23 protein-coding genes are annotated in these 23087 nt (G+C 67.6%); 16 read left to right on the top strand and 7 right to left on the bottom strand.

Going from position 1 to position 23087, the window contains the following annotated elements; translation table 11 throughout:
- Nucleotides 1–49: 49 nt before the first annotated feature.
- Entirely contained in the window at nucleotides 50–472 is a 423-nt protein-coding gene (locus AC1DEL_RS03430; protein ID WP_092293193.1) for a GNAT family N-acetyltransferase, read from the top strand.
- Nucleotides 473–478: 6 nt separating this feature from the next.
- Here the strand turns inward: AC1DEL_RS03430 and AC1DEL_RS03425 are convergent, their stop codons facing one another.
- From AC1DEL_RS03425 to ygfZ, 3 genes are read right to left on the bottom strand one after another with little or no spacing between them, the layout of a single operon-like run.
- Nucleotides 479–1339 (bottom strand): NRDE family protein, encoded by an 861-nt coding sequence (locus AC1DEL_RS03425; RefSeq protein WP_092293195.1) that lies wholly within the window; start codon nucleotides 1337–1339, stop codon nucleotides 479–481.
- A gap of 57 nt (nucleotides 1340–1396) precedes the next feature.
- On the bottom strand, nucleotides 1397–1687 hold the full coding sequence (locus tag AC1DEL_RS03420) for a DUF4936 family protein (protein ID WP_092293197.1): 291 nt from the start codon (nucleotides 1685–1687) through the stop codon (nucleotides 1397–1399).
- 19 nt (nucleotides 1688–1706) lie between these two features.
- Entirely contained in the window at nucleotides 1707–2714 is a 1008-nt protein-coding gene (gene ygfZ / locus AC1DEL_RS03415) for a CAF17-like 4Fe-4S cluster assembly/insertion protein YgfZ (RefSeq protein WP_092293199.1), read from the bottom strand.
- A 253-nt stretch (nucleotides 2715–2967) separates the two neighbouring features.
- Here ygfZ and mltG point away from each other — a divergent pair, with 253 nt between their 5' ends.
- From mltG to AC1DEL_RS03380, 7 genes are all read left to right on the top strand, one after another.
- Nucleotides 2968–3963: an endolytic transglycosylase MltG gene (mltG, locus tag AC1DEL_RS03410; protein WP_477125215.1), complete on the top strand. Its 996-nt coding sequence runs from the start codon at nucleotides 2968–2970 to the stop codon at nucleotides 3961–3963.
- Nucleotides 3964–3970: 7 nt separating this feature from the next.
- Nucleotides 3971–4582, top strand: coding sequence for a dTMP kinase (gene tmk / locus AC1DEL_RS03405; RefSeq protein WP_092293203.1), 612 nt, complete (start codon nucleotides 3971–3973; stop codon nucleotides 4580–4582).
- A gap of 86 nt (nucleotides 4583–4668) precedes the next feature.
- A complete protein-coding gene (locus AC1DEL_RS03400; RefSeq protein ID WP_092293205.1) occupies nucleotides 4669–5697 on the top strand; it encodes a DNA polymerase III subunit delta' in 1029 nt (342 codons plus the stop codon).
- Between the two features lie 114 nt (nucleotides 5698–5811).
- On the top strand, nucleotides 5812–6249 hold the full coding sequence (locus AC1DEL_RS03395) for a PilZ domain-containing protein (protein ID WP_441591031.1): 438 nt from the start codon (nucleotides 5812–5814) through the stop codon (nucleotides 6247–6249).
- 47 nt (nucleotides 6250–6296) lie between these two features.
- A complete protein-coding gene (locus AC1DEL_RS03390; RefSeq protein WP_441591030.1) occupies nucleotides 6297–6806 on the top strand; it encodes a GNAT family N-acetyltransferase in 510 nt (169 codons plus the stop codon).
- Nucleotides 6807–6826: 20 nt separating this feature from the next.
- Nucleotides 6827–7621, top strand: a complete 795-nt coding sequence (locus tag AC1DEL_RS03385) for a TatD family hydrolase (RefSeq protein WP_092293211.1) — start codon at nucleotides 6827–6829, stop codon at nucleotides 7619–7621.
- Nucleotides 7614–8360 (top strand): ankyrin repeat domain-containing protein, encoded by a 747-nt coding sequence (locus AC1DEL_RS03380; RefSeq protein WP_454757036.1) that lies wholly within the window; start codon nucleotides 7614–7616, stop codon nucleotides 8358–8360. The genes AC1DEL_RS03385 and AC1DEL_RS03380 overlap by 8 nt, the downstream gene beginning before the upstream one ends.
- A 38-nt stretch (nucleotides 8361–8398) precedes the next feature.
- On the opposite strand, the gene AC1DEL_RS03375 is transcribed toward AC1DEL_RS03380, so the two are convergent.
- Nucleotides 8399–9493, bottom strand: a complete 1095-nt coding sequence (locus AC1DEL_RS03375; protein ID WP_477113008.1) for a J domain-containing protein — start codon at nucleotides 9491–9493, stop codon at nucleotides 8399–8401.
- Between the two features lie 60 nt (nucleotides 9494–9553).
- Nucleotides 9554–11062 carry a MocR-like pyridoxine biosynthesis transcription factor PdxR gene (gene pdxR, locus AC1DEL_RS03370; RefSeq protein WP_092293217.1) on the bottom strand — a complete coding sequence of 503 codons (1509 nt, stop codon included), beginning with the start codon at nucleotides 11060–11062 and terminating at the stop codon, nucleotides 9554–9556.
- 323 nt (nucleotides 11063–11385) lie between these two features.
- On the opposite strand from pdxR, the gene AC1DEL_RS03365 reads away from it, so the two are divergent.
- From AC1DEL_RS03365 to AC1DEL_RS03330, 8 genes are all read left to right on the top strand, one after another.
- Nucleotides 11386–13002 (top strand): cbb3-type cytochrome c oxidase subunit I, encoded by a 1617-nt coding sequence (locus AC1DEL_RS03365; RefSeq protein WP_092293345.1) that lies wholly within the window; start codon nucleotides 11386–11388, stop codon nucleotides 13000–13002.
- A 3-nt stretch (nucleotides 13003–13005) separates the two neighbouring features.
- A complete protein-coding gene (locus AC1DEL_RS03360; RefSeq protein ID WP_092293219.1) occupies nucleotides 13006–13608 on the top strand; it encodes a cbb3-type cytochrome c oxidase subunit II in 603 nt (200 codons plus the stop codon).
- Between the two features lie 32 nt (nucleotides 13609–13640).
- Nucleotides 13641–14252 (top strand): c-type cytochrome, encoded by a 612-nt coding sequence (locus AC1DEL_RS03355; RefSeq protein ID WP_441644199.1) that lies wholly within the window; start codon nucleotides 13641–13643, stop codon nucleotides 14250–14252.
- Nucleotides 14253–14298: 46 nt separating this feature from the next.
- On the top strand, nucleotides 14299–14940 hold the full coding sequence (locus tag AC1DEL_RS03350; protein ID WP_477125214.1) for an SCO family protein: 642 nt from the start codon (nucleotides 14299–14301) through the stop codon (nucleotides 14938–14940).
- Nucleotides 14937–15650, top strand: coding sequence for a hypothetical protein (locus AC1DEL_RS03345; RefSeq protein ID WP_477125213.1), 714 nt, complete (start codon nucleotides 14937–14939; stop codon nucleotides 15648–15650). Before AC1DEL_RS03350 ends, AC1DEL_RS03345 begins: the two co-directional genes overlap by 4 nt.
- A 43-nt stretch (nucleotides 15651–15693) precedes the next feature.
- The gene (locus tag AC1DEL_RS03340; RefSeq protein WP_477125212.1) at nucleotides 15694–16881 is read left to right on the top strand and encodes an HD-GYP domain-containing protein; all 1188 of its coding nucleotides are present in this window, start codon (nucleotides 15694–15696) and stop codon (nucleotides 16879–16881) included.
- 92 nt (nucleotides 16882–16973) lie between these two features.
- Complete coding sequence (locus tag AC1DEL_RS03335; protein ID WP_092293227.1) at nucleotides 16974–18272, top strand: mechanosensitive ion channel family protein; 1299 nt, start codon at nucleotides 16974–16976, stop codon at nucleotides 18270–18272.
- A 143-nt stretch (nucleotides 18273–18415) separates the two neighbouring features.
- Nucleotides 18416–19489 (top strand): NAD(P)-dependent alcohol dehydrogenase, encoded by a 1074-nt coding sequence (locus AC1DEL_RS03330; protein WP_092293229.1) that lies wholly within the window; start codon nucleotides 18416–18418, stop codon nucleotides 19487–19489.
- A 24-nt stretch (nucleotides 19490–19513) separates the two neighbouring features.
- Here the strand turns inward: AC1DEL_RS03330 and purT are convergent, their stop codons facing one another.
- Nucleotides 19514–20716 (bottom strand): formate-dependent phosphoribosylglycinamide formyltransferase, encoded by a 1203-nt coding sequence (gene purT, locus AC1DEL_RS03325; RefSeq protein ID WP_092293231.1) that lies wholly within the window; start codon nucleotides 20714–20716, stop codon nucleotides 19514–19516.
- Nucleotides 20717–20866: 150 nt separating this feature from the next.
- Nucleotides 20867–23068, bottom strand: a complete 2202-nt coding sequence (locus AC1DEL_RS03320) for a TonB-dependent siderophore receptor (RefSeq protein WP_092293233.1) — start codon at nucleotides 23066–23068, stop codon at nucleotides 20867–20869.
- Between the last annotated feature and the right edge of the window lie 19 nt (nucleotides 23069–23087).

Here is a 23087-nt window from a genome sequence, read left to right as displayed (position 1 = left end):
CGCAGCGTATCATTGCGCCTTTCTACAGACTTCCAAGCTGGATCGAATCATGTCCGAGACCGTCATCGTTTGCGCCTGGGCCGAAGCCCTCGAGCGCGCCCGCGCCATCCGCTACAGCGTTTTTGTCGAGGAGCAGGGTGTGCCGGTGGAACTGGAATGGGACGACATGGACGAGCCGAGCTGGCACGCGCTGGCATTCGCCGCCGATGGCACGCCCGTGGCCACGGGCCGGCTGCTGCCGGACGGCCACATCGGCCGCATGGCCGTGCTGAAGGTGGCGCGCGGCACCGGCATGGGTGCGAAGGTGCTGGACGCGCTGATGGCCAAGGCCGCTGAACTCGGTTATCCCGAACTGATCCTCAACGCGCAGACCCACGCGGCGCCGTTCTACGCGCGCGTGGGGTTCGAGCAGGTGGGTGAGGAATTCGAGGAAGCCGGCATCCCGCACGTGGAGATGCGGAAACGGATTTAACAGTGATTACCGGGGCGCCGGCACGGTGCCCGGGTCGCGCGCCACGTTGAGCCGGCCGCGATACATCACCTCGCCGGTCGGACCATTCGCATCGAAGCTGCGCTCGCTGAAGTCGAAACGGCCATCGTGCCGCACGCGGAGCAGCGTGCTGGCGCGCGTGCCGTAGCTCGGCGAGCGGATGAACGACGACGACAGCAGCTTTTCCCATTCCGGCGCCACGCCCGTGCGCGGCAGTTCCCAGTCGGGCGCCTGACGGTCGTCAGCCAGCAGTTGCAGGTACGGTTCCGCGCTGGCGGTAGGCTGGCCGCTATCCGCTGCCAACACTTCGCACATCGCGCCCACGCGGCTGCGCACCTTGGGCCACGGCGTATCGAGCAGCGCGTTGGACAAGCCGTAGAGCCCCGGCTTGAGCCGTTGCGGCTGGCGCGACGGCGAACGGTTGCTGTACCACCAGAGGTCGTGCAGATCGCTCGCGAGCAGGTTGAAGCCGTTGTAGGCGCCGTGGTCGCCGGCCAGCGCATGCAGGTATTCGTCGGCGCTCTGGTTGCCGCGCAAAAACTGCGACACCAGTTCGCCGCGCGAGCGCGCATCGGTGCGCTTCTCGGACGGCGCGCGGTAATTGGTCAGCGCGGCAAAGCGCGCGCCCGGGTGGGCGTGGCCGGCATGCTGGGCGTCAGCGCCCGCAATGCCCATCCACGTACCGGGTTCGCCAATCACTTCCGCGAGGTCGCGACCGCCCAGCACGTGGGGGGCATCCTGCCACCAGTGCGCGGCCGCCGCCGGGCGGGCATAGAACTCGTCGCGGTTGCCGGCAACCACCAGGGCATAGTCCGGGTGCGATTGCCAGGCCACCAGAATCAGGCACATAGCACTTCCTTTACAACTTGATCAGTCGATGTCTTCATGCAGCACACTGCAAGACAACTACAAGACATCGAGATCCACGAACCGTTCCGCCATCCGCTCGCCGCTGACCCATTGCGACAACCCGCTCTGGTGCCACAGGCCCGTGAGCGTGGCGTCGAAGGCGGGCGGCACATCGGCATAGCATTCCATCCAGGTTTGCAGGCCGGCGCGGGTCTCGGGCCTGCGCATGAGCGTACCACCAATCCCGGTGGCTTCGGCCACCGTTTCCATCCAGCGGTGCCAGTGGGGCAGGGCCTCGACGGCCCGCTCGTCCGGTACATTGAAATAGACGTACAGATGATCGCTCATGTCGGCGCTCCGGGGAGATTCAGCCGGCCGCTTCGGCCGCATTCGGCAGCGGCACTTCGTACGGCAGCGCACGCGTGGCCACGGCCGGGCCGTCAGCAGCGCCGAGCCGCAGCGCGCCCGTGGCCGCCTCGATCTTCAGTTCCGCCAGCGCATCCCAGCCGCCCTCAGGCGACGGCGCCGCGTTGACGATCATCCCGCACGGCTGTTCCGGGTCTTCCGGGCGGAAGATCTCGGCGGCGGCGGCCGGTACCTCGCCATCGCCATGCAGGCGCCACATGCGCCGCTTGAGCGTGCCGCGATACTGGCTGCGCGCCACGACTTCCTGGCCCGGATAGCAGCCCTTGCGGAAGTTCACGCCGCCAATCAGCTCGAAATTGATCATCTGCGGCACGAACTGCTCCTGCGTCGGCGTGCTGATGCGCGGCACGCCGGAGAGCACGTCGAGCCAGTCCCAGAAGGCCGGCGCGGCGGCGTCGAGGTTGCCGGACAGCGTCTGCTGCAGGGCGGCGATGCGCTCCGCCGGGGCCACGATCTGCCAGCGGGGGGCGCCATCGGCATCAGCCAGACGAATCACGGTGACGCCTTCGGCACTCGCTGCCTGAAGCGGACCCTGCGGCGCGGGCAGGCCCGCCACGGCGAGCGCGCCGGCGGCAGCCGGGCCGGCCACGCCGAGCACGCCATGCGTGGCGGAAAGATCGGACAGCTTGGCCTTGGCACGCAGCACGAACATGCTCAGGCGCTTCTGGATGGCCGGCTGGATGTCGGCCGAGATCTGCAGGACGATGCCGTCGGCATCGCGCCACATCAGGAAGCTGGCTTGCAGGCGACCCTTGGGCGAGCAGTAGCCGGCCAGCCGCGCCGTGTCCGGGGACAGATCCTCGACGGCGTTGGTCAGTTGGGTGTGCAGGAACGCGGCGGCATCGTCGCCGGCCACGCGGATCAGCCCGACGCCAGCAGGCGTGGCGATTACGCCGGTGCGGCGCAGCGATTCAAGGCTCGAAGCCAGGGTGGGAGTTGCGTTGGACATGCAATCAGGCCGGTTGGCGAACAGGTGACGGGAGGCGGCCGCACGCCGAATGGGGTGCCGCCGCCTCCTCTATATAGGGACGCTTGCCGCCAGGGCAATCGGCAAGGTGACGATGCGGGCTCGTGGCGGCGCGGGGCTCCCGGTATTATATGGGGCTGTCGCCATTCCGGCCCGCCGCCCTGCCGATCCCGACCCGCCGTTGGGGGCATGGCGTTGGCATCACCCTGGCGTCGCCAAAATTCACCAATCCTCCATGAAACGTATTGTTCTGCGTCTGATCGGGGTCCTGCTGGTCTTTGCCCTGGCAGCCGCCGGCGGCTTCGCCTGGTGGGCGCACCAGCCGGTCGGCCTGTCCGCCTCGCCCGTCGAGGTCATCATCAAGCCCAGTTCGGGCGTCACCGCCGTCGGCCGCCAGATCCAGCGCGGCGGCGTGTCGATGGACCCGCGCCTGTTCCAGTTGCTGGCCCGCATCACCGGCCACGGCGCCGACCTCAAGGCCGGCGGCTACCAGTTCGAGACCGGTATCACGCCGCTCGACATCATCGAGAAGATGGTGAAGGGCGAGGTCACGCACTATGTGGTTACCGTGATCGAAGGCTGGGAATTTCGCAAGATGCGGGCGGCGGTCGATGCCAACCCGGCACTCAAGCACGACACGGCGGGCATGTCCGATGCAGACCTGATGAAGGCCATCGGTGCGACGGAACCGTCACCCGAGGGGCTGTTTTTCCCCGATACCTACCTGTTCGCGCGCGGCAGCAGCGATGTCGAGCTGTATCGCCACGCTTACCGCGCCATGCAGAAGCGCCTGAACGAAGCCTGGAACGCCCGCGCGCCGGACCTCCCGTACAAGACGCCGTACGAGGCGCTGGTCATGGCCTCCATCGTCGAGAAGGAGACCGGGCAGGCCGTGGAGCGGCCGATGATTGCCGCCGTGTTCATCAACCGGCTGCGCAAGAACATGATGCTGCAGACCGATCCGACCGTGATCTATGGCGTGGGCGAGTCGTTCGACGGCAACCTGCGCAAGAAGGACCTGCAGACGGACACCCCGTACAATACGTACACCCGCACCGGCCTGCCGCCCACGCCGATCGCGCTGCCGGGCATCGCCTCGCTGGCCGCGGCCACCACGCCGGCGCCGTCCGATGCGCTGTACTTCGTGGCGCGCGGCGACGGCAGCAGCCATTTCTCCAATTCGCTTCCCGAACACAATCGCGCGGTAGATAAATACCAGCGCGGCAAATAAGCCTTTCATGCGCGGAAAATTCATTACCTTCGAAGGCATCGACGGCGCCGGCAAGAGCACCCATATCGACTGGGTGGCCGAACGCCTGCGCGCACGTGCCGATACGGGCAGCGTGGTGACCACGCGCGAGCCGGGCGGCACGCCGCTGGGCGAGGACCTGCGCCAGCTGCTGCTGCACCGGCCGATGCACCTGGAAACCGAGGCGCTGCTGATGTTCGCGGCGCGCCGCGAGCACATCGCCGAAGTCATCGAGCCAGCCCTGTCTCGAGGCGACTGGGTGATCTCGGACCGATTCACCGACGCCACGTTCGCCTATCAGGGCGGCGGGCGGGGCCTGCCCACCGGGCGGCTGGAAGTGCTCGAAACCTGGGTGCAGGGCGGCCTGCAACCCGACCTGACCCTGTTGTTCGACGTGCCGCTGGAGACCGCCAGTGCGCGGCTGGCCGGCGCGCGTTCCCCGGACAAGTTCGAGGCCGAATCGCGCGCCTTCTTCCAGCGCACGCGTGACGAGTACCTGCGCCGTGCGGCGGCAGCCCCGGCGCGCTTCCGGGTCATTGACGCCACGCGCTCGATCGACGAGATTCGCGTAACGCTCGAGGAAATCATCGCAAGCCTTTGATCCGGATGGCCTATATGGCGGCGATGATGTCCGCTGGCCACCCTCCGACAATACATGAGCGATCCCTGCTAACTGACTGAATCGGCATGCTTTATCCCTGGCAACGAGAAGACTGGCAACGACTGGCTGCGCTGCGCCCCCGGCTGCCGCACGCGATGCTGCTGCATGGCCAGCAAGGCATTGGCAAGCGGGACCTGGCGCTGCATTTCGCCCAGGGCCTGCTGTGCGAGTCGGCTCTTGCCGATGGCCAGCCGTGCAATACCTGCGGGGCCTGCCACTGGTTCAGCCAGGGCAACCATCCCGATTTCACGGTGGTCCGCCCCGAGGCGCTCGATGCGAGCGGCGAGGCGGATGGCGAGGCCGAGGGCGGCGCCAAGAAGAAGGCGCCAAGCAAGATCATCCGCATGGAGCAGGTGCGCGCGCTGATCGAGGCCGTGGGCGTGGGCACGCACCGCGCCGGGCTGCGCGTGGTGGTGGTCTATCCGCTCGATGCCCTGCAGACCGAAGGCGCGAACGCGCTGCTGAAGACGCTTGAAGAGCCGCCGCCGTCCACGGTTTTCCTGCTGGTGACCGACCGGCTGGACCGCGTGCTGCCGACCATCCTGTCCCGCTGCCGCCAGTTTTCCGTGGAGCGCCCCACGGCCGCCGCTGCGCTGGACTGGCTGCGCAGCCAGGGCGTGGCCGATGCCGAGGCGCAACTGGCGCTGGCTGGCGGATCGCCGCTGACGGCGCTCCATGCCGCCGAAGCCGAGGAGCAGCCGATGCAGCGCTGGCTGGTCTCGCAACTGGGCGCGGGCGCCGCGTTCGACGCGCTGGCCGCCGCCGAGCAGCTTCAGAAGCTGCCGGTGCCGGCCGTGCTCGGCACGCTCCAGCGCTGGACCTATGACCTGCTGGCGCTCTGCGTCGGCACCGGCGCGGTCCGCTATTTCCCGAAGGAGCAGGCGGCGCTGGCGCGTTGTGCCGGCGCCACCGATGCCCACCGCCTCCAGGCGTTCAGCGCCCGGCTGGTCGGCCATCGGCGCAACGAGAACCATCCGTTGGCGGCGCGCCTCGTCATGGAGTCCGTTTTCCTCGATTACCGGCATTTGTTCCAGGGAAGTGCCGCCGGGCGATAGGAATCGGGCGCCGCCCGTGGTAAAAGCTAACGCAGTCAAGCTGTCGATTTGTCAAACGCGCCAAATAGCGCCGCACCAAGCGGACAGGGCGCAACGCCAAACAGGGGTCAAACAATGAATGCACCAGTCACCGGCGCGCCCGTGCGTCCGGCCGCACCCGGAGCACCCGGAGCACCCGCCACCGTGCCGGGCCAACCTGCCACGGCAGGCGCCGCGCAGCGGCCGAACGTGCTGTCGCTGTCGATCAAGGACCAGGCGGGGCTGTACGCGGCCTACATGCCGTTCCTGACGCGCGGCGGTATCTTCGTGCCGTCCAACCGGCCGTTCCGGATTGGCGAACAGGTGTTCCTGGTGCTGTCCCTGCTGGACCGCCCGCAGAAATACCAGGTGCAGGGCACGGTGGCGTGGATCACGCCGGCCGGTACGCCGATGAAGACCCCCGGCGTGGGCGTGCATCTGCCCGAGGACGACAATGGCCGCAACCTGCGCCGTGCCGTCGAGGAAATCCTGGGCAAGGCCATCGATTCCGGACGGCCGACCCAGACCTTGTAGCAATCTGATCATCCACGCGAAGTTAGCTTCGCAAGTATTTGTTATTCATGCGTATTTCCGATTTCACCCTGCGCCTGGCCACGCCAGCCGACCTGCCCGGCATCGTCGAGATCTATAACAGTACGGTGCCATCACGCATGGTCACGGCGGATACGGAGCCGGTGAGCGTGGCGTCCCGCCAGGCGTGGTTCGACGCCCATCAGCCGGAGCGCCGCCCGCTGTGGGTGTGCGAGGATGCCGAGGGCCGTATGGCCGGCTGGCTCAGCTATTCGGATTTCTATGGCCGTCCGGCCTATGGCGCGACCGCCGAGCTGTCGATCTACCTACACGCGGACCGCCGTGGGCAAGGGCTGGGGCGCTACCTGCTCGAGCAGGCCATCGCCCATGCCCCGCAGGTGGGCGTGACCACGCTGCTCGGTTTCATCTTCGGCCACAACACGCCGAGCCTGGCCCTGTTCGAGCGGCACGGTTTCGCCCGCTGGGGCGACCTGCCGCGCGTGGCGGTGCTCGATGGCATTGAGCGCGATCTCGTGATCGTCGGCCGCCGGCTCGACTGACCCGCATCCAGAGACTGACGATGTTCGTTGATTCCCACTGCCATATCGATTTCCCGGAACTGTCCGAGCGGCTGCCGCAGCTGCTCGAGAACATGAAGGCCAATCAGGTCACCCACGCGCTGTGCATCTCGGTGACGCTGGAGGACTTCCCGCGCGTGCTGGCGCTGGCCGAGCAGCATCCGCACCTGTATGCGTCGGTGGGTGTGCACCCGGACTACGAGGAGGGCGAGGACCCGACGCTCGAACGCCTGCTGGCGCTGTCCGCTCACCCGCGCGTGGTGGGCACCGGCGAGACCGGGCTCGATTACTACCGGCTCAATGGCCGCAGCGTCGACGACATGGAATGGCAGCGCGAGCGCTTCCGCACCCATATCCGCGCCGCCAAACAGACCGGCAAGCCGCTGATCATCCATACCCGGTCGTCGGCGGACGACACGCTGCGCGTGATGCGCGAGGAAAATGCGCGCGAGGCCGGCGGCGTGATGCACTGCTTTACCGAAACCTGGGATGTGGCGAAACAGGCGCTCGACGAGGGCTTCCATATCTCGTTCTCAGGCATCGTCACCTTCAAGAGCGCGGCGGACCTCCAGGAAACCGCCAAGAAGGTGCCGCTGGACCGCATGCTGATCGAGACCGATTCGCCCTATCTGGCGCCGGTGCCGTATCGCGGCAAGACCAATGAGCCGGCCTGGGTGCGCCATGTGGGCGAGTTCATTGCCCAGCTGCGCGGGGTGCCGGTGGAAACCATCGCCGAACAGACGACGGATAATTTCTTCCGTCTCTTCAAGCACATAGACAGGAATGCTCATGTTTGACATGAAGACGATGCGTGGCGCGGTGGCCGCCCTGACGCTGGGCGCCGCCACGGCAGGCTGGGCCGCGCCGGCGGACGACATGCGCAAGGCCGTGGAATTCGACGATGCCAACACGGTGCAGAAACTGCTGGCGCGCGGCGTGGACCCGAACCTGACCGACGCCCGGGGCAACCCGATGCTGGTGTTGGCGCTGCGCGAGAAATCGATCAAGGCCGCCACGGTGCTGATCAAGGCGAAGAACATCGACTTCGACAAGACCAACCCGGCCGGCGAGAACGCGCTGATGATGGCCAGCCTGCAGGGCGAGCTGGACATGGTGAAGCTGATGGTCGACGGCGAAGAGGCCGAGATCAACAAGAAGGGCTGGGCGCCGCTGCACTACGCGGCCTCCAACGGCCACAACGAGGTGGTGAAGTACCTCGTCGATCACGCCGCCTATATCGATGCGGAAAGCCCCAACGGCACCACGCCGCTGATGATGGCCGCGCGCGGCGGGCATATCGACACCGTGAAGGTGCTGCTGGACGAGGGCGCGGACCTGCGCCTGAAGAACCAGCAGCGCATGACCGCGATCGACTTTGCCGAGCAGTACAACCAGAAGGAGATTGCCGACGGGCTGAAGTCCCGCTGGCAGAAACTCTATGGCGCGGTACCGGCCCCCGCGCCGAAGCCGGTGCCCTATAACCCCTCGGGCACCCAGGGCGCGCCGAACAAGCAGCCGCAGCCCAAGCCGTACTGAACGGCGACTGAGCTGTTACTGGGCCGGCGCCAGCCGGTTCAGGGAAATTCCGATTCCGTGATGGTCACGCTCTTCGACTTGCCCATCACGCTGTAGAGCGTGAGCGTGTTGTTGGCGAAGCTCGTGCCGTTGGCCTCCTGGATCTCCTTGAGGTCGAAGCGCTCGGAACGGAAGATCTCCCCGGAGTCGAGGCTCCGGTAGCGCACGTCATAACGGCCGGGCGCAATATTCTCCATCGTGAACATCGACCCGCTGCGTACGAAGCTTGTGCGCACCGGAATCGCCGCGTCACCCTCGATCGATACCAGTTTCAGGAACACATCGGACACATTGCGGGTGTTGTCCACGGTCACCGTGGACAACCCGTTGCTGTTCAGCACCGGATAGCCGGTCAGGTAGCCCGAGCGGCTCGGCCACGGCATGCCGCGCGGCGTGTTGGCCGGCCGGCTGTAGCGGGGCGGTTGCGGCGGGAAGGCTTCCTCGGCCCGGGCCGGCTTGACCAGCGCGACCGGGGTGTCGGCGGCCGAACTGGCGCTGGGCGTCCAGTCGCCAAGCAGGACCACGATGCTGGCCCCCACCGCGATATAGAGCAGGAAGGCCAGATGGGCCGGCAGCGGCTGGCCGCGCGGCGGCGGGCCATCGGGCCGGGGTTCGGGTTTGGGGCGGAAACGGGTCTTCTCGCCGCGCGAGGGGCGGGCTTCTTCGGCTTTCTGCGAGGACTTGTTGTTGGCGCCGCGCGCGGAGGCACCCTGGGCGGACGCACCGCCGGCCTTGGCCCCTCCCGCCGCCCCGGCAGCGCCGCTGGCAGCGCGTGGCTGCCGGGGCTGGGCCTGCGGACGCGCCGTCTGGGGCCGCGCCGTGCCCGGTGCAGGGCGCGGCGGCACCTCGCGGCGGCGGGCGCGGATCGCCTCCATCCGCTCCTGCTCCACGATCCACTGGTCATGCTCCGCGCGCCGCCCGGGGTCGCTCAGGACGTCATAGGCCACGTTCAGCAGCCGCATGATGCGATTGGATTCCTCGCCGTCCGCATGGCGATCGGGATGATATTTCTGGCTAAGCGACTTGTACGCGGCCCGGATTACTTCCTGGGGCGCGTCGCGGGATACCTTGAGGTTGTCGTAATGGGTATGCATCAAGCAGGAAAGACGCAATAGCGGAGGCCGACAACAATTAACGGCAGATTGCCGAATTTTTCAAGGTATAGCGGCCCGGCCCGGCCGCGTATGCTGGCTGGGCAACAGATGCACAGCCCCCGGCAACACCGCCCGGCCGTGGAGTGTGTCCAGCAGCCGCTGCATGGCCGCATCGATCTCCTCGATGCTGAGGCCGCCGTAGCCCATCAGCACGCCGGGGCGCGGTGGCCGCCCCGCGAACATGCCGCTGACGCCGTAGAGCCCGATCGACGCCGCCCCGGCCCGGGCGATAAAGGCGGCTTCGTCAGCCTGTTTCAGGCCGACCGGACGGATTTCGGCCACGAGGTGGATGCCGGCCGACGCCGGCAGCGGGGCCAGCCAGGGCGACAGGTCGAGATCGAGCCAGCGCAGCAGCGCCGCGCGCCGCGCCGCGTACTCCTTGTGCATGCGCCGCAGGTGCTTGGCGAAATAGCCGTCGAGCATGAACTTGGCCAGCGCGGTCTGGGTGAGGGTGCAGCTATGCCAGTCGCTGGTCTGCTTGGCCCGGCACAGCGCCTGCGCCAGCGGGGCGGGCGGAATCACGTAGCCGATGCGCAGTTCCGGAAAAATAGTCTTCGAGAATGTGCCGACATAGGCGACCACGTCGTCATGGTCGAGGCTCTTGAGCGAGTCCATCGGCCGGCCCTCGAAGCGGAATTCGCCGTCGTAGTCGTCCTCCACCACCAGCGCGCCGCGCCGCTGCGCCCAGTCGAGCAGCGCCAGCCGGCGCTCCAGGCTCATCGGCATGCCGAGCGGGAACTGGTGCGAGGGGGTGACATAGATGATGCGGGCGTCCGCGGGCAGGGCGCTGACCACGATGCCATCCGCATCCACCGGTACCGGCACCACCCGGGCGCCCGCCGCCGTAAAGCTCATGCGGGCGGGCGGATAGCCGGGGTCTTCCATGGCCACCACGTCGCCGGGCCGCAGCACCACCCGCGCCAGCAGGGTCAGCGCCTGCTGGGCGCCCTGGGTCATGATCACGTCGTGCCAGTTGCTGACCACGGCGCGGCTGAAGGCCAGGTAGCGCGACACCGCCAGCCGCAGCTCCGGCTCGCCGGCCGGATCCCGGTAGCCTGCCGGCACGCGCGCCTGCACGCGTATCGCATGGCTCACGCAGCGGCGCCACTGGTCGAACGGAAACAGCCGCTTTTCGGTCACGCCGCCCATGAAGTCGTACTGCGGGGAGACGCCCTCCTGGCGGATCGGCAGCGCGTCCGGCATCGATTCCCAGAGCGCGTCGGCCGGCTGCAAGGCCGTGGCGTGCGTGGGCAGGTTGCCGCGCCGCGTCATGGCCGCCGCCACGAAGGTGCCCTCGCCGGTGCGCGAGCGCAGATAGCCCTCGGCGGTGAGCCGTTCGAAGACATCGAGTGTTGTCTTTCGGGAAACACCGAGTTGCGTGGCAAGTTCGCGCGTCGACGGGAGCCGCTCTCCAGCGGCCAGCCGGCCGTCGAGAATACCGGCGCGCAACTGGCGATAAATCTGACTGGCCAGGCCGTGGCGGCCTTCAATGCTCAAGTGGACGTTCATGATGGGGGCGGGGGCGAGTCATCGGTCGGAAAACCGCGCGCAGGCAGGCGCTGCCGCCATTCTAGTTAAGTTGCATCTCTGATGCAATTTAAGGTAATTCGACAAAAAACCACGCTGCGGAGGCGGGGACCGGCGCGGCGCTCTCCAGGGGGCGGGCTCCCATCGGTGCCTCGATTCAGTACCCGCTGCGCGCCCCCTGCGCGTATCTCGCCTGCAACCTGAGGCGGCGGTGGTCACCCAAAAAACGCAGGAAGTGGCTATGGGCGCCTATCCGCCCCGTGCGTAATCTGCGCAGGACTCATCTCATGCCTGCCGGCAATGCCATGAATACCATCGCCATTCTGCTCTCCGCGTTCCTGCTTTCCGTGATCGCGCTGGCGGCCTTTATCTGGAGCATGCAGAAGGGCCTGTTCGATACTTCGCCAGCCGCCGCGCGGGTGATCTTTGCCGACGGCGAGACCGGGCACCCCGAGGATCCTGCCTCGGCGCACCTGACGCCCGGGCTGGACGATCCCTCCCGCGATGCCGCCGATGCATCTTCCGCGCCAGTCGTGTTCCTGTTCATCTGCTGCGCCATGGTGTGGCTGGTGGTGGCGTCGATGGCCGGGCTCACCGCCTCGATCAAGCTGCACGAACCGGACCTGCTCGCCAGCGTGCCCTGGCTGTCCTTCGGCCGCATCCGCACCATCCACCTGAACGCCGTGGCCTACGGCTGGGCGCCGATGGCCGGGCTGGCCATCGCCCTGTTCCTGCTGCCCCGGCTGCTCAAGACGGCGCTGGTCGGCGCCCGTTGGGCGGTGCTGGGGGCGGCGGTGTGGAATGCGGGGCTGATTGCCGGCATCGGCAGCATCGGCGCGGGGATTTCCGATGGGCTGGAGTGGCTCGAGATTCCCTGGCAGGTGGACATCCTGTTCGTGATCGGCGGCGCCTTCGTGGGGTTGCCGCTGGTGCTGACGCTGGTCAACCGGAAGGTGGATCACCTCTACGTGTCGGTCTGGTACATGGGCTGCGCGCTGTTCTGGTTCCCGGTGCTGTTCCTGGTGGCGAACGTGCCGGGCGTGCACTTCGGCGTAGAGCAGGCCACCATGAACTGGTGGTTCGGCCACAACGTGCTGGGGCTGTTCTACACGCCGCTGGCGCTGGCTTCCATCTACTATTTCCTGCCCAAGATCATCGGCCAGCCGGTCCGGTCGTACGGGCTCTCGCTGCTGGGTTTCTGGGCGCTGGCGTTCTTCTACGGGCAGGTGGGCGGCCACCACCTCGTGGGCGGGCCGGTGCCGGGGTGGCTGATTACGCTGTCCATCGTGCAGAGCATGATGATGCTGATTCCGGTGGTCGCGTTCTCCATCAACCAGCACCAGACGCTGCGCGGCAACTTCCGCCGGCTGATCGACTCGCCGACGCTGCGTTTCATCACCTTCGGCGGGATGATGTACACGCTGAGTTCCATCCAGGGCTCGTTCGAGGCGCTGCGCACGGTGAGCCGCGTGGCCCACTTCACGCACTACACCGTGGCCCACGCCCACCTGGGGCTGTACGCGTTCGTCAGCTTCGCCTTCTTCGGCGCGCTGTACTTCATCGTGCCGCGCGTGACCGGCCGCGAATGGCCGTACCGCTGGATGATCTACATGCACTTCTGGCTCGCGGCGGGCGGCATCGGCATCTATTTCGTCTTCCTGAGCATTGGCGGCTGGCTGCAGGGGCTGGCCATGCTGGACGCGGCGCGCCCGTTCATGGACTCGGTCGCCGTGACCCTGCCGTACCTGCGCGCCCGCTCGCTGGGCGGGGCAATGATGCTGACGGGCCACCTGTTCTTCGTGACGAACTTCGTCTGCGCGGTCTTCGGCTTCGGGCCGAATCGTGACCGCCCGGCGCTGTTCCACCAGGGCCGCCTGCGCAAAACGGGCCAGTCGGGCCAAAAACCTGCCGAGGGAGTCTGAACCGTGAACAATGAAAGCGCCCTGCTGGCGGGGGGCATGACCATGCTGGCGCTGGCCACCAGCGCGCTGGTCGTCCTGCCGTATCTGCAACTCCAGGACGTCAAGCCCACCGAAGGCACCAAGCCCTATACCGCCGCGCAGCTGCGCGGGCGGGAGGTCTATATCGCCAACGGCTGCATCTACTGCCATTCCCAGCAGCCGCGCGACAGTTCTTACGCGCCGGACGCCAAGCGCGGCTGGGGTCGCGTGGCCGTGGCCGGCGACTACTACTACGACAAGCCGCACCTGCTGGGCACCATGCGCACCGGGCCGGACCTGATGAACATCGGCGTGCGCCAGCCCGGCGCCGACTGGCACCTCGGGCACCTGTACCAGCCGCGCGCCTACGTGAGCGGCAGCATCATGCCCAGCTACCCGTACTTGTTCGATGTGAAGGACGCGCCGGAGCCGGGCGACAAGCCGGTGACGCTGCCCCCGGGCTACGCACCGCCGGGCAAGGTGGTGGTGCCGACCGCCGCCGCGTCTGACCTGGTGGCCTATCTCCAGTCGCTGAACCGCACCGGGGCGGTGTTGCCGCCCGAAGGTAGCGAGTCGAACCCGCGATAAGCACCCGATAAGCGCATCCGCAGAGGAAACAGATGGCAGATCCATCGGAAGAACGTCAGGCCGCCGCGGCGCGTGCCCGCGAGAATGCCGATCCGCACGAGAACCGCGCGCCGATTCCCCGCTACGTGCTGGCCATGGTGGCCGCGCTGGTGGCGTGGGGGGCGTTCTATATCGTGACGTCCGAAAGCGACCAGCCCTCGTCGCTGGGCGACAGCCGCACCCTGGCGGACCTGAAAGGCAAGCCGAAGGGCGCCGGCGGCGGCACCGTGGATGGCGCGGCGGTGTTCCAGGCCCGTTGCGTGGCCTGCCATCAGGCCACCGGGCAGGGTTTGCCGGGCGTGTTCCCGCCGCTGGCGGGCTCGGAGTGGGTGGTGGGGCAGGAGGCGCGGCTGGCGTCTATCGTGCTGCGCGGCGTGACCGGCAAGCTGACCGTCAAGGGCACGGCCTACAACGGGGCGATGCCGGCCTTCGCGGACCAGTTGTCCGATGCCGAAATTGCCGCGGTGCTGACCCATGTGCGCAGCCAGTGGGGCAATACCGCTGGCCCGGTAACGGCGGAAGCCGTCGCCGCCGCACGCACCCAGACGGCCGCCATGGCGGCGCCGTTCGATGGTGACGCGGCGCTCGGCAGCCCGGGTGGCTAGCCTCGCACACGGTGTTCGGCCCGCGCGCCCGCGCGGGTCTCTGGCTGTGCGCGCGGTTTTCGGTCTGGTGCTGGTACTGGGCGGCATCACTCTCTGGGCCATCACGCATGGCCTGACCGCCTGGACGCTCGACCAGCGCCGCGAGGCGCGCATCGCCGCGCACGAGATGCGCCTGCCGCCCATCGCGGTGCATGACCAGCTTGGCCAGCCGCAGAGGTTTTTCGGCGAACTACCAGCCGCAGGACCAGCCGCAGGCGCCCCCACCGTCTATCTCGTCGATGTCATCTACACCCGCTGCCAGACCGTGTGCCGCGCGCTCGGGGCCGCCTTCGCCCAGCTATCGCGCCAGGTGGAGGCGGACGGCATGGCGGGCCGGATCGGCCTGATCTCGCTGTCTTTCGACCCGCGCGATGACGGCGCCGACCTCGCCAGCTACGCCCGCGAGCATGGTGCACGGCCGCCGCAATGGCGGGTGGCTGCGCCGGACGCGCCCGTCGCCATGCAAGCGCTGCTGCGCGAGGCCGACATTATCGCCATTCCGGACGGCTTCGGTGGCTTCGTCCACAACGGCGGCCTGCAGGTGGTGGATGCGCTCGGGGTGGTGCTGGGCAGTTTCGAGTTGGAAGACTTCCAGGCGGCCTATGCGCTGGCCCTGCGCCATGCGGCGGCGGGCGGAGTGGGGCGATGAGAGTCGTCCGATTCCTGGCGTTGATCGCCGTCCCGATCGTCCTGGCCGTCCCGCCGCTGCGGGAGCCCCTGGAAGCCTCGATGGCCCTGCAGATGCTGGGCCTGCTGCCGGCCGTGTTCGCCGCTGGCTGGCTGTCCGCGCGGGTGGCCCCGGTGCGCTGGCAGGCCCGGACGATGGCGGCGCTGCGGCCGCACGCCCTGAGTCTGCTGGTGGTGGCGGCGCTCGGCTACGGGCTGTGGATGCTGCCGATTGCACTGGACCTCGCGCGGCTGTCGCCGATGGTCAATGCCGCCAAATTCGCTACGGTGTTCGTGGCCGGCTTGTCAACCGGCATCGCGCTCCGCGTGGCGGCGTGGCCGCTGGTGTTGTTCTTCGGCGGCAACATGGTCTGGATGGGCCTGACCTTCGGTATGCTCTTCGTCGACGCACCCGCGCGCCTGTGCGCGAGCTACCTGATCGACGACCAGCGCATGGCCGGCGTCGGGCTGGTGGCGGGGTCGGCCGGGGTTGGGGTCTGGCTGCTGGCCTGGGTGGTGCGTCGCGCGGGATGGTCGAATTCGGAAGAATCCGAAGAAACCACTAAAGATCGGCCGGCGTTTGCCGTTAACGCGGGCCAAAAGGGTCTTACACAACTGGGTCGCAAACAACAACTGCGTGCCGCGGCAACGACCGCGACACCGGACAAGGGGCCTGACAGAGCCCCGGATTGACGGGTTCGCGGAGACATCCGCACCCATTTCAAGGGGCAAGTGCATGCTGAGAAGAATTCGCGCGGAACAGCTCCAGGTGGGCATGTTCGTGGCCAGGCTGGGCGGACCCTGGATCAACCACCCGTTCTGGCGCTCGCGTTTCCTCGTCACCAGCGACGACCAGGTCACGCAGATCCAGTCGGCCAACGTGCAGGATGTGTGGATCGACATCCTCAAGGGCCGCAACCTCCCCACGCCGGCCGCGCCGGAGATGATGGAGGCCGATCTCGCCGACGACGAGCCCGAGGCCAGTTTCGAGGAAGAACTGGAACGCGCGCGCGAGCTGATCAAGAGTGGTCGCTCTCTGGTCGGCAACATGTTCAGCGATGTGCGCATGGGCCGCGCGCTGGAGACCGCCGGGGCACTGCTGCTGGTGGATTCGGCGTCGCTGTCGCTGTCGCGCCATTCGCAGGCGCTGCTGGCCATGGCGCGGCTCAAGGCCAAGGACGACTACACCTACCTGCACTCGTTCTCCGTGTGTGCGCTGATGATTGCCGTGGGCCGCACGCTCAAGCTGCCCGATGGCGAGGTGCGCGAACTCGGGCTGGCCGGGCTGGTGCACGACATCGGCAAGCTGACGCTGCCCGATTCGCTGCTGCACAAGGCCACCGACCTGACGCCGGCCGAGGAAGAGCAGATGCGCCGCCATCCGTCGGCGGGCTACCGCATCCTCAACGAGGCGCGCCTGTATACCAATATCCCGCTCGACGTCTGCGTGCACCACCACGAGCGCGTGGACGGGCGCGGCTACCCGTTCGGGCTGGTCGAGCACGAGATCAGCGTGCACGCCAAGATCGCGGCGATCTGCGATACCTATGACTCGCTGACCTCGCCCCGGCCCAATCACCAGGCCTGGGCGCCGGCGCGCGCGGTGGAGTACATCGCCGTGCGCGTGGACACGCTGTTCGACCGCCGGGTCTTCAAGGCGTTTACGCGGACGGTGGGCATCTACCCGCTCGGCACGGTGTTGCGGCTGCGCTCCAGCCGGCTGGGCGTGGTGTGCGGCCAGAACGAGGACGAGCCGCTGCGGCCCCGCGTGATGACGTTCTACAACGTGGCGGCGTCCCAGGCGGTGCCACCGCAGGTCATCGACCTGTCCCACAGCGAGGACACCGTGGTGGCGTTCGAGGACGCGCGCCAGTGGGGCTACACCGACGAGCAGCTGATGGCGATGTACGCGCCGCACGGGTGAGCAGGTTTTCCCCTCTCCCGCAAGCGGGAGAGGGGAGACACACGCGGGGCTAGTACACTTGGCGCTTGTTTGATGACCGACCTGCCTGCCGCATGAATTTCGATGCCCTGCTGGACCTGTTCCAGCAACGCCTTCCCGCCCATCCCTCGGCCCAGATCGCGCTCTATGTGCTGGCGCTCGGCGTGATCGCCGCGCTGGCCCAGTGGCTGATCGCGCGCGTGGCGGGCCGCCTGGTCTACCGCGTGCTCAGCCTGTCCGGCCACCGCAACTGGGCCGCGGCGCTGCTGCGCCACCGCATCTACCGCCGGCTCGGCTACGCCATCTTCCTGGCGGTGATCGCGCTTGGCATCGGCGAGGTGCCCAACCTCGGCCGTTTCTCGCGACTGATCGAGCGGCTGGCCCATGCCGGCACGTGGGTCAGCGTGTTCCTGATGCTGTCCGGGGTGTTCTCGGCCTGGCAGACCGTGTTCGCGGGCAGCCAGCGGGCGCAGACGCGCTCGATCAAGGGCTATGTGCAGATCGCCCAGCTGGCGCTGTGGCTGATCTGCGGCGTGCTGGTGCTGTCGATCCTGATCGACCGCTCGCCGCTCTGGATGCTCTCCGGCCTGGGCGCGCTCTCGGCGGTGCTGCTGCTGGTCTTCAAGGACACGCTGCTGTCGCTGGTGGCCAGCACGCAGCTGACCACCAACGACATGCTGCGCATCGGCGACTGGATCGAGATGCCACAGTCCAATGCCGACGGCTTCGTCATGGACATCGCGCTGCACACGGTCAAGGTCAAGAACTGGGACAACACCGTGACCACGGTGCCCACCTACAAGCTGTTCTCGGAGAGCTACCGCAACTACCGGCACATGTTCGAGTCCGGCGCGCGGCGGATCAAGCGGACGCTGCGCATCGACGCCACCAGCGTGCGCTTTCTGGAGGACGAGGAACTGCACGCGCTGATGCGCTTCCGGCTGCTGCACGACTACCTGGAGATCAAGCAGGCGCAGGTGGCGCAGACCAACCTCACCCTGAGCGGCCCGGACGACGACCCGGTGAACCGGCGCCGCCTGACCAACGTGGGCACATTCCGCGCCTACGGCATGGCCTACCTGCGTGCCCATCCCGAAATCCACCACGACCTGCTGCTGAACCTGCGCATGATGGAGCCCGATTCGCAGGGCATTCCCATCGAGGTCTACTGCTTCACCACGCTGACCGGCTGGACGGACTACGAGCGCATTCAGGGCGATATCTTCGACCACCTGCTGGCGATCCTGCCGGAACTGGGGCTGCGGCTGTACCAGGCGCCGTCCGGTGCGGACCTGAGCGGGCTGCGGGCCAATCCGGTGCTCGGCGCGCAGCATGCGGCACTTGCCGTGGCGGCGGCGGACGCGCGGGCGTAACGGCGTTTCCTTGATCTGAAGCTTCAGACTTTGCAGCAAGCTTGCACGCGATCAACCCGCGCGCAGATGACCCGGCTCCGGATTGGCATGTCCTTGTCCCATCGCCTAGCCTGTTTATCTGCGACAACCGTCGGGAGTGCGTCATGGCAAGCATGCAAGCGTTGGTCTTCAAGGGACCCGGACAGATCGAACTCCGGGAAAAGCCGATTCCGGAAGTGGGGCCGACCGATGCGTTGATCCGCATCACGACGACCACGATCTGCGGCACCGATGTCCACATCCTCAAGGGTGAATATCCGGTCAAGCCGGGCCTGACCATCGGCCATGAGCCGGTCGGCGTGATCGAGAAGCTTGGCAGCGTGGTGACGGGCTACCGGGTGGGCCAGCGCGTGATTGCCGGGGCGATCTGTCCGAGCTTCCATTCCTATGCGTGCCAGGACGGGCGGCCTTCGCAGGACGGCCAGGCGCACGGCCATGGCTACAAGCCGATGGGCGGCTGGCGCTTCGGCAACACCATCGACGGCACGCAGGCCGAATTCGTGCTGGTGCCCGATGCCCAGGCGAACCTCTCGCCGATTCCGGATGGCCTGACCGATGAGCAGGTGCTGATGTGCCCGGACATCATGTCCACGGGCTTTGCCGGGGCGGAGCAGGCCAACATCAAGATCGGCGATGCGGTGGCGGTCTTCGCCCAGGGGCCGATCGGGCTCTGCGCCACGGCTGGCGCGCGGCTGTGCGGCGCGGGGATGATTATCGTGGTGGATGGGCTCGACGAGCGTCTGGCCATCGCGCAGAAGATGGGCGCGGATGCCGTGGTGAACTTCCGCAAGGTGGACGTCGTGGCGGAGATCCTGCGCCTGACCGGGGGGCGGGGCGTGGACGCCTCCATCGAGGCGCTCGGCACGCAGGCCACCTTCGAGGCGGCGCTGCGCGTGCTGAAGCCGGGTGGCACCTTGTCGAGCCTGGGCGTCTATTCGAGCGACCTGCGTATTCCGCTCGATGCCTTCGCCGCCGGGCTGGGCGACCATCGCATCGTGACGTCGCTGTGCCCGGGCGGCAAGGAGCGGATGCGGCGGCTGATGCAGGTGATCGAGACCAATCGCCTCGATCTCGGACCGATGGTGACCCACCGGTTCCCGCTGTCTCGCATCGTCGAGGCGTACGACCTGTTCTCGAATCAGCGTGACGGCGTGCTGAAGGTCGCCATCACGCCTTGACCGGCGTCAAACCGGCTCGGCCGGTCAGCCCTTGCGTGGCTTGACGCGGCTGGCCGCGTCCTTGGCACGCTCGCGGGCCACATCCACATTTTCGGCGTAGGCCAGCGCCACACCCATGCGGCGCTTTTCGAAGCTTTCCGGCTTGCCGAACAGGCGCAGCTCGGTCTGCGGCACGCGCAGGGCGTCGTCCACGCCGTCGAAGACGATGCCCTGGGCTTCCACGCCACCGTAGATCACGGCGCTGGCACCGGGGCTCTTGAGCGCCGTGCTGACCGGCAGGCCGAGGATGGCGCGGGCGTGGAGTTCGAACTCGTTCTGCCACTGGGTGATCATCGTCACCATGCCGGTGTCGTGCGGACGCGGGCTGACCTCGCTGAACCAGACCTGCTCGCCCTTGACGAACAGTTCCACGCCGAACAGCCCCTGGCCGCCGAGGTCGGCCGTCACCGCGCGGGCGATGTGCTGCGCCGTGGCGAGGGCCTTTGGGTGCATCGGGTGGGGCTGCCAGCTTTCCACGTAGTCGCCGCTGACCTGCACATGGCCGATCGGCTCGCAGAATTGCGTTTCCACCTGGCCATCGGCGCCCACGGCGCGCACGGTCAACAGGGTGATTTCGTAGTCGAAGTCGATGAAACCTTCCACGATCACGCGGCCGTGGCTCACGCGGCCGCCGGCCATGGCGTAGTCCCAGGCAGCCTTGACGCCCTCGGGGCCGTCGATCTTGCTCTGGCCCTTGCCGGAGCTGCTCATCACCGGCTTGACCACGCACGGGTAGCCGATGCCGCCGTCGATGGCGGCCTGGAGTTCCTCGAGCGAGTCGCAGAACTTGTACGGGCTGGTCGGCAGGGCCAGCGTTTCGGCGGCCAGGCGGCGGATGCCCTCGCGGTCCATGGTCAGCCGTGCGGCGCGGGCGGTCGGAATCACGCGGACCACGCCGGCGGCTTCCAGCGCCTCCAGCATCGGGGTGGCGATGGCCTCGATCTCGGGCACCACCAGGTCCGGGCGCTCAGCCTCGATCAGCGCCTTCAGTTGCTCGCCATCGCTCATGGTGATGGTGCGGGCGTGGTGCGCCACCTGCTGGCCCGGCGCGTTCTCGTAGCGGTCCACGGCGATGGTTTCCACGCCCAGCCGTTGCAGCGCGATCAGCACTTCCTTGCCGAGCTCGCCGGAGCCGAGCAGCATCACTTTGGTGGCGGAGGGGGAGAGGGGCGTTCCGAGGGTGGTCATGGCGGGGCGGAGGTCTGGGGTGAACGGATAAAGACCGCGATTGTATACGGGCAGGATCGGCGCTCCAACCTGCCGCAAAGCAAAACGCCCTGCCAGGGCAGGGCGTTTCACATGTGGCGTAATCGCCGCAGTACGCGACGGGTGCGCGCCTTAGTACGCGATCTTCGCCGTCAGGCTGATGGCGCGCGGGTCCGCCGGCTGGACGTAGCCAGCGTACTGGAAGCCCCAGTAGCGCTTGTTGGCGAGGTTGGTCAACGCTGCGCGCAGCGTCAGTTCCTTGCCCGCCACGCGGGTGTTGTACGAGGCGCCCAGGTTGAACACCGTGTAGCCGCCCGCCGTCAGGTCGCCCTCGGGGCGGACCTTGGTCGTCCCCGTGTACTTGCCGTCGAGGCCCACCTTCAGGCCCGGCACGAACGGAATGCGGTAGCTGATCCGGCCCGTGAGGATCCAGTTCGGCGCACCGGCCACGCGGTTGCCGATGTTCAGCTGGCCCTGGTCGTAGGAGCTGTCCAGGTACATCGCGCTGCCGCCCACTTCCCACTGCGAGCCGATCCGCGTGCTGCCGGCCAGCTCCACACCCTGGTAGATCGACTTGCCGTCCTGGACGAAGACCGGCAGGGAGCCGCCATCGTTGCGGCCGAATTCCGTGCGCTGCTCGATGCGGAACAGTGCCGCCGTACCGGTCCAGAGACCCTGGTCCGTCTTGGCGCCCACTTCGTACTGGCGGCTCTTGGCCGGCGTCAGCGCGGCACCGGCGTTCGAGTAGAACGACGAGACGATGCCGCCGCCGTCGAACGACTCCACGTAGCTGGCGTACAGCGTGGTGCTCGGCATCGGCTTGAACATGATCGCCGCGGTGGGCGTGATCAGGCCGTTCTTGGTGAAGTTGGTGTTGCCGCCCGTGGTGCCGGGGAAGCCGTAGCCGTTCTGCTCGTAGTTGGTGACGCGCAGGCCGCCCAGCACCGACCATTGCTCGGTCAGGAACATGGTGTCGCTGACGAACGCCGACTTCTGCTCGGTGTCGCCGGCGCGGTACTTGTTGAAGCCGGTCTGGCTGTAGTACACGCCGGTGTACGGGGCGTAGATATTGCCGTCGGCCAGTTGCGTGTAGACCGAGTTGGTGCTGTAGCGGTCGATCTGCTTCTGCCAGCTCAGGCCGGCCACCAGTTCATGGCGGAACGGGCCGGTGCGGAACTTGCCTTCGACCATCGACGTCCAGTTGGTGAACTGCTGGCTTTCGGCGCCGTCGTAGCGGAAGTCGGTGTAGTCGCCCAGGCCGTTCTGCAGGTTGAGCGTGGTTTCGTTACGGCTGCGCGACTGCTTGCTGAAGCTGTAGGTCGTGCTGACGGTCCAGTCGTCATTGAGCCGGTAGCGCAGGCCGGTCTGGTACACCTGCAGGTTCGAGTAGAAGTGCGCGTCCGGGCCGGCGTACAGGCCGCCGCGACCGCTGACCACGCCCGGGAGCTGGCCGCCGGCGGGGATCTGGCCGGTGTAGAACGTCGGCGTGGCGCCCCAGGTGTTGCGGTCCTGGTAGATGCCGTCGAAGGTCCAGGTCAGGTCGCGCGTGATGCGTGCGTCCAGGCCCAGCGAGACCGAATTACGGTTGATGCCCACGGCATTGCTGGGCTTGCCTTCCTCGTGCGTCAGGTTCAGGCGGTAGCCGAACATGTTGTCCGGGCCGGCGCGGCCGCCCACGTCGACGTGCTCGGTCCACACGTGCGACGAGCGGTAGCCCAGTTCCACGCTGGCCGTGAACTGGTCGGTCGGGCGCTTCGTCACGTAGTTGATCGTGCCGCCCGGGTTGCCGAAGCCGTACATGAAGCCGGAGGCGCCCTTGAGCAGTTCCACCTGTTCGAGCTGTTCGTAGGGCAGCGTCAGGCCGTAGCTGATGAACGGCATGCCGTTGATCTTGTACGCGTTGCGCCAGTCGAGCTGCAGGCCGCGCACGGTGGTGTACGCCGCCCACGCGTTATTCGCGTTGCTGTTGTCGGAGACCGAGGCGTCGTTGAAGAACACGTCGCCGATCTTGGTCACCTGGCGGTCGGCCAGGTCTTCGCCGGTCACGATGGTCGTGGAGAACGGCGTGTCGAGCTGCGGGCGGCTGCCCAGGGCGCCGCCGGAGGCCTTCTTCTTCAACTGCGGCCCAATCTCGATTTCCTGCGCCGCGCTCACGGTCACGGCCGGCAGCGCCTGCTCGGACGGGGCGGCTGCCGCCGGCTCCGTGGTCTGGGCGAAGGCGACGCCACACAGCGGGAATCCGGTCAGGACAGCCATCCGGGCGAAAGCGGCCAGAGGGCGCACGCGCGACGGCGCGTGCTGCCGGCGCGCGGCATTGGGCAAGCAGGAAGTCATTGTTATGTTGGCTCGTAGG

This window comes from Cupriavidus sp. 10L43_2 (assembly GCF_056395265.1).
This window is presented reverse-complemented; position numbering and strand designations above follow the sequence as displayed.

Excerpts from the sequence above, each read along its gene's own strand:
- AC1DEL_RS03430 (WP_092293193.1), top strand. The coding sequence starts at position 50 with ATGTCCGAGACCGTCATCGTTTGCGCCTGGGCCGAAGCCCTCGAGCGC.
- AC1DEL_RS03425 (WP_092293195.1), bottom strand. The coding sequence starts at position 1,339 with ATGTGCCTGATTCTGGTGGCCTGGCAATCGCACCCGGACTATGCCCTG.
- AC1DEL_RS03420 (WP_092293197.1), bottom strand. The coding sequence starts at position 1,687 with ATGAGCGATCATCTGTACGTCTATTTCAATGTACCGGACGAGCGGGCC.
- ygfZ (WP_092293199.1), bottom strand. The coding sequence starts at position 2,714 with ATGTCCAACGCAACTCCCACCCTGGCTTCGAGCCTTGAATCGCTGCGC.
- mltG (WP_477125215.1), top strand. The coding sequence starts at position 2,968 with ATGAAACGTATTGTTCTGCGTCTGATCGGGGTCCTGCTGGTCTTTGCC.
- tmk (WP_092293203.1), top strand. The coding sequence starts at position 3,971 with ATGCGCGGAAAATTCATTACCTTCGAAGGCATCGACGGCGCCGGCAAG.
- AC1DEL_RS03400 (WP_092293205.1), top strand. The coding sequence starts at position 4,669 with ATGCTTTATCCCTGGCAACGAGAAGACTGGCAACGACTGGCTGCGCTG.
- AC1DEL_RS03395 (WP_441591031.1), top strand. The coding sequence starts at position 5,812 with ATGAATGCACCAGTCACCGGCGCGCCCGTGCGTCCGGCCGCACCCGGA.
- AC1DEL_RS03390 (WP_441591030.1), top strand. The coding sequence starts at position 6,297 with ATGCGTATTTCCGATTTCACCCTGCGCCTGGCCACGCCAGCCGACCTG.
- AC1DEL_RS03385 (WP_092293211.1), top strand. The coding sequence starts at position 6,827 with ATGTTCGTTGATTCCCACTGCCATATCGATTTCCCGGAACTGTCCGAG.
- AC1DEL_RS03380 (WP_454757036.1), top strand. The coding sequence starts at position 7,614 with ATGTTTGACATGAAGACGATGCGTGGCGCGGTGGCCGCCCTGACGCTG.
- AC1DEL_RS03375 (WP_477113008.1), bottom strand. The coding sequence starts at position 9,493 with ATGCATACCCATTACGACAACCTCAAGGTATCCCGCGACGCGCCCCAG.
- pdxR (WP_092293217.1), bottom strand. The coding sequence starts at position 11,062 with ATGAACGTCCACTTGAGCATTGAAGGCCGCCACGGCCTGGCCAGTCAG.
- AC1DEL_RS03365 (WP_092293345.1), top strand. The coding sequence starts at position 11,386 with ATGAATACCATCGCCATTCTGCTCTCCGCGTTCCTGCTTTCCGTGATC.
- AC1DEL_RS03355 (WP_441644199.1), top strand. The coding sequence starts at position 13,641 with ATGGCAGATCCATCGGAAGAACGTCAGGCCGCCGCGGCGCGTGCCCGC.
- AC1DEL_RS03345 (WP_477125213.1), top strand. The coding sequence starts at position 14,937 with ATGAGAGTCGTCCGATTCCTGGCGTTGATCGCCGTCCCGATCGTCCTG.
- AC1DEL_RS03340 (WP_477125212.1), top strand. The coding sequence starts at position 15,694 with ATGCTGAGAAGAATTCGCGCGGAACAGCTCCAGGTGGGCATGTTCGTG.
- AC1DEL_RS03335 (WP_092293227.1), top strand. The coding sequence starts at position 16,974 with ATGAATTTCGATGCCCTGCTGGACCTGTTCCAGCAACGCCTTCCCGCC.
- AC1DEL_RS03330 (WP_092293229.1), top strand. The coding sequence starts at position 18,416 with ATGGCAAGCATGCAAGCGTTGGTCTTCAAGGGACCCGGACAGATCGAA.
- purT (WP_092293231.1), bottom strand. The coding sequence starts at position 20,716 with ATGACCACCCTCGGAACGCCCCTCTCCCCCTCCGCCACCAAAGTGATG.
- AC1DEL_RS03320 (WP_092293233.1), bottom strand. The coding sequence starts at position 23,068 with ATGACTTCCTGCTTGCCCAATGCCGCGCGCCGGCAGCACGCGCCGTCG.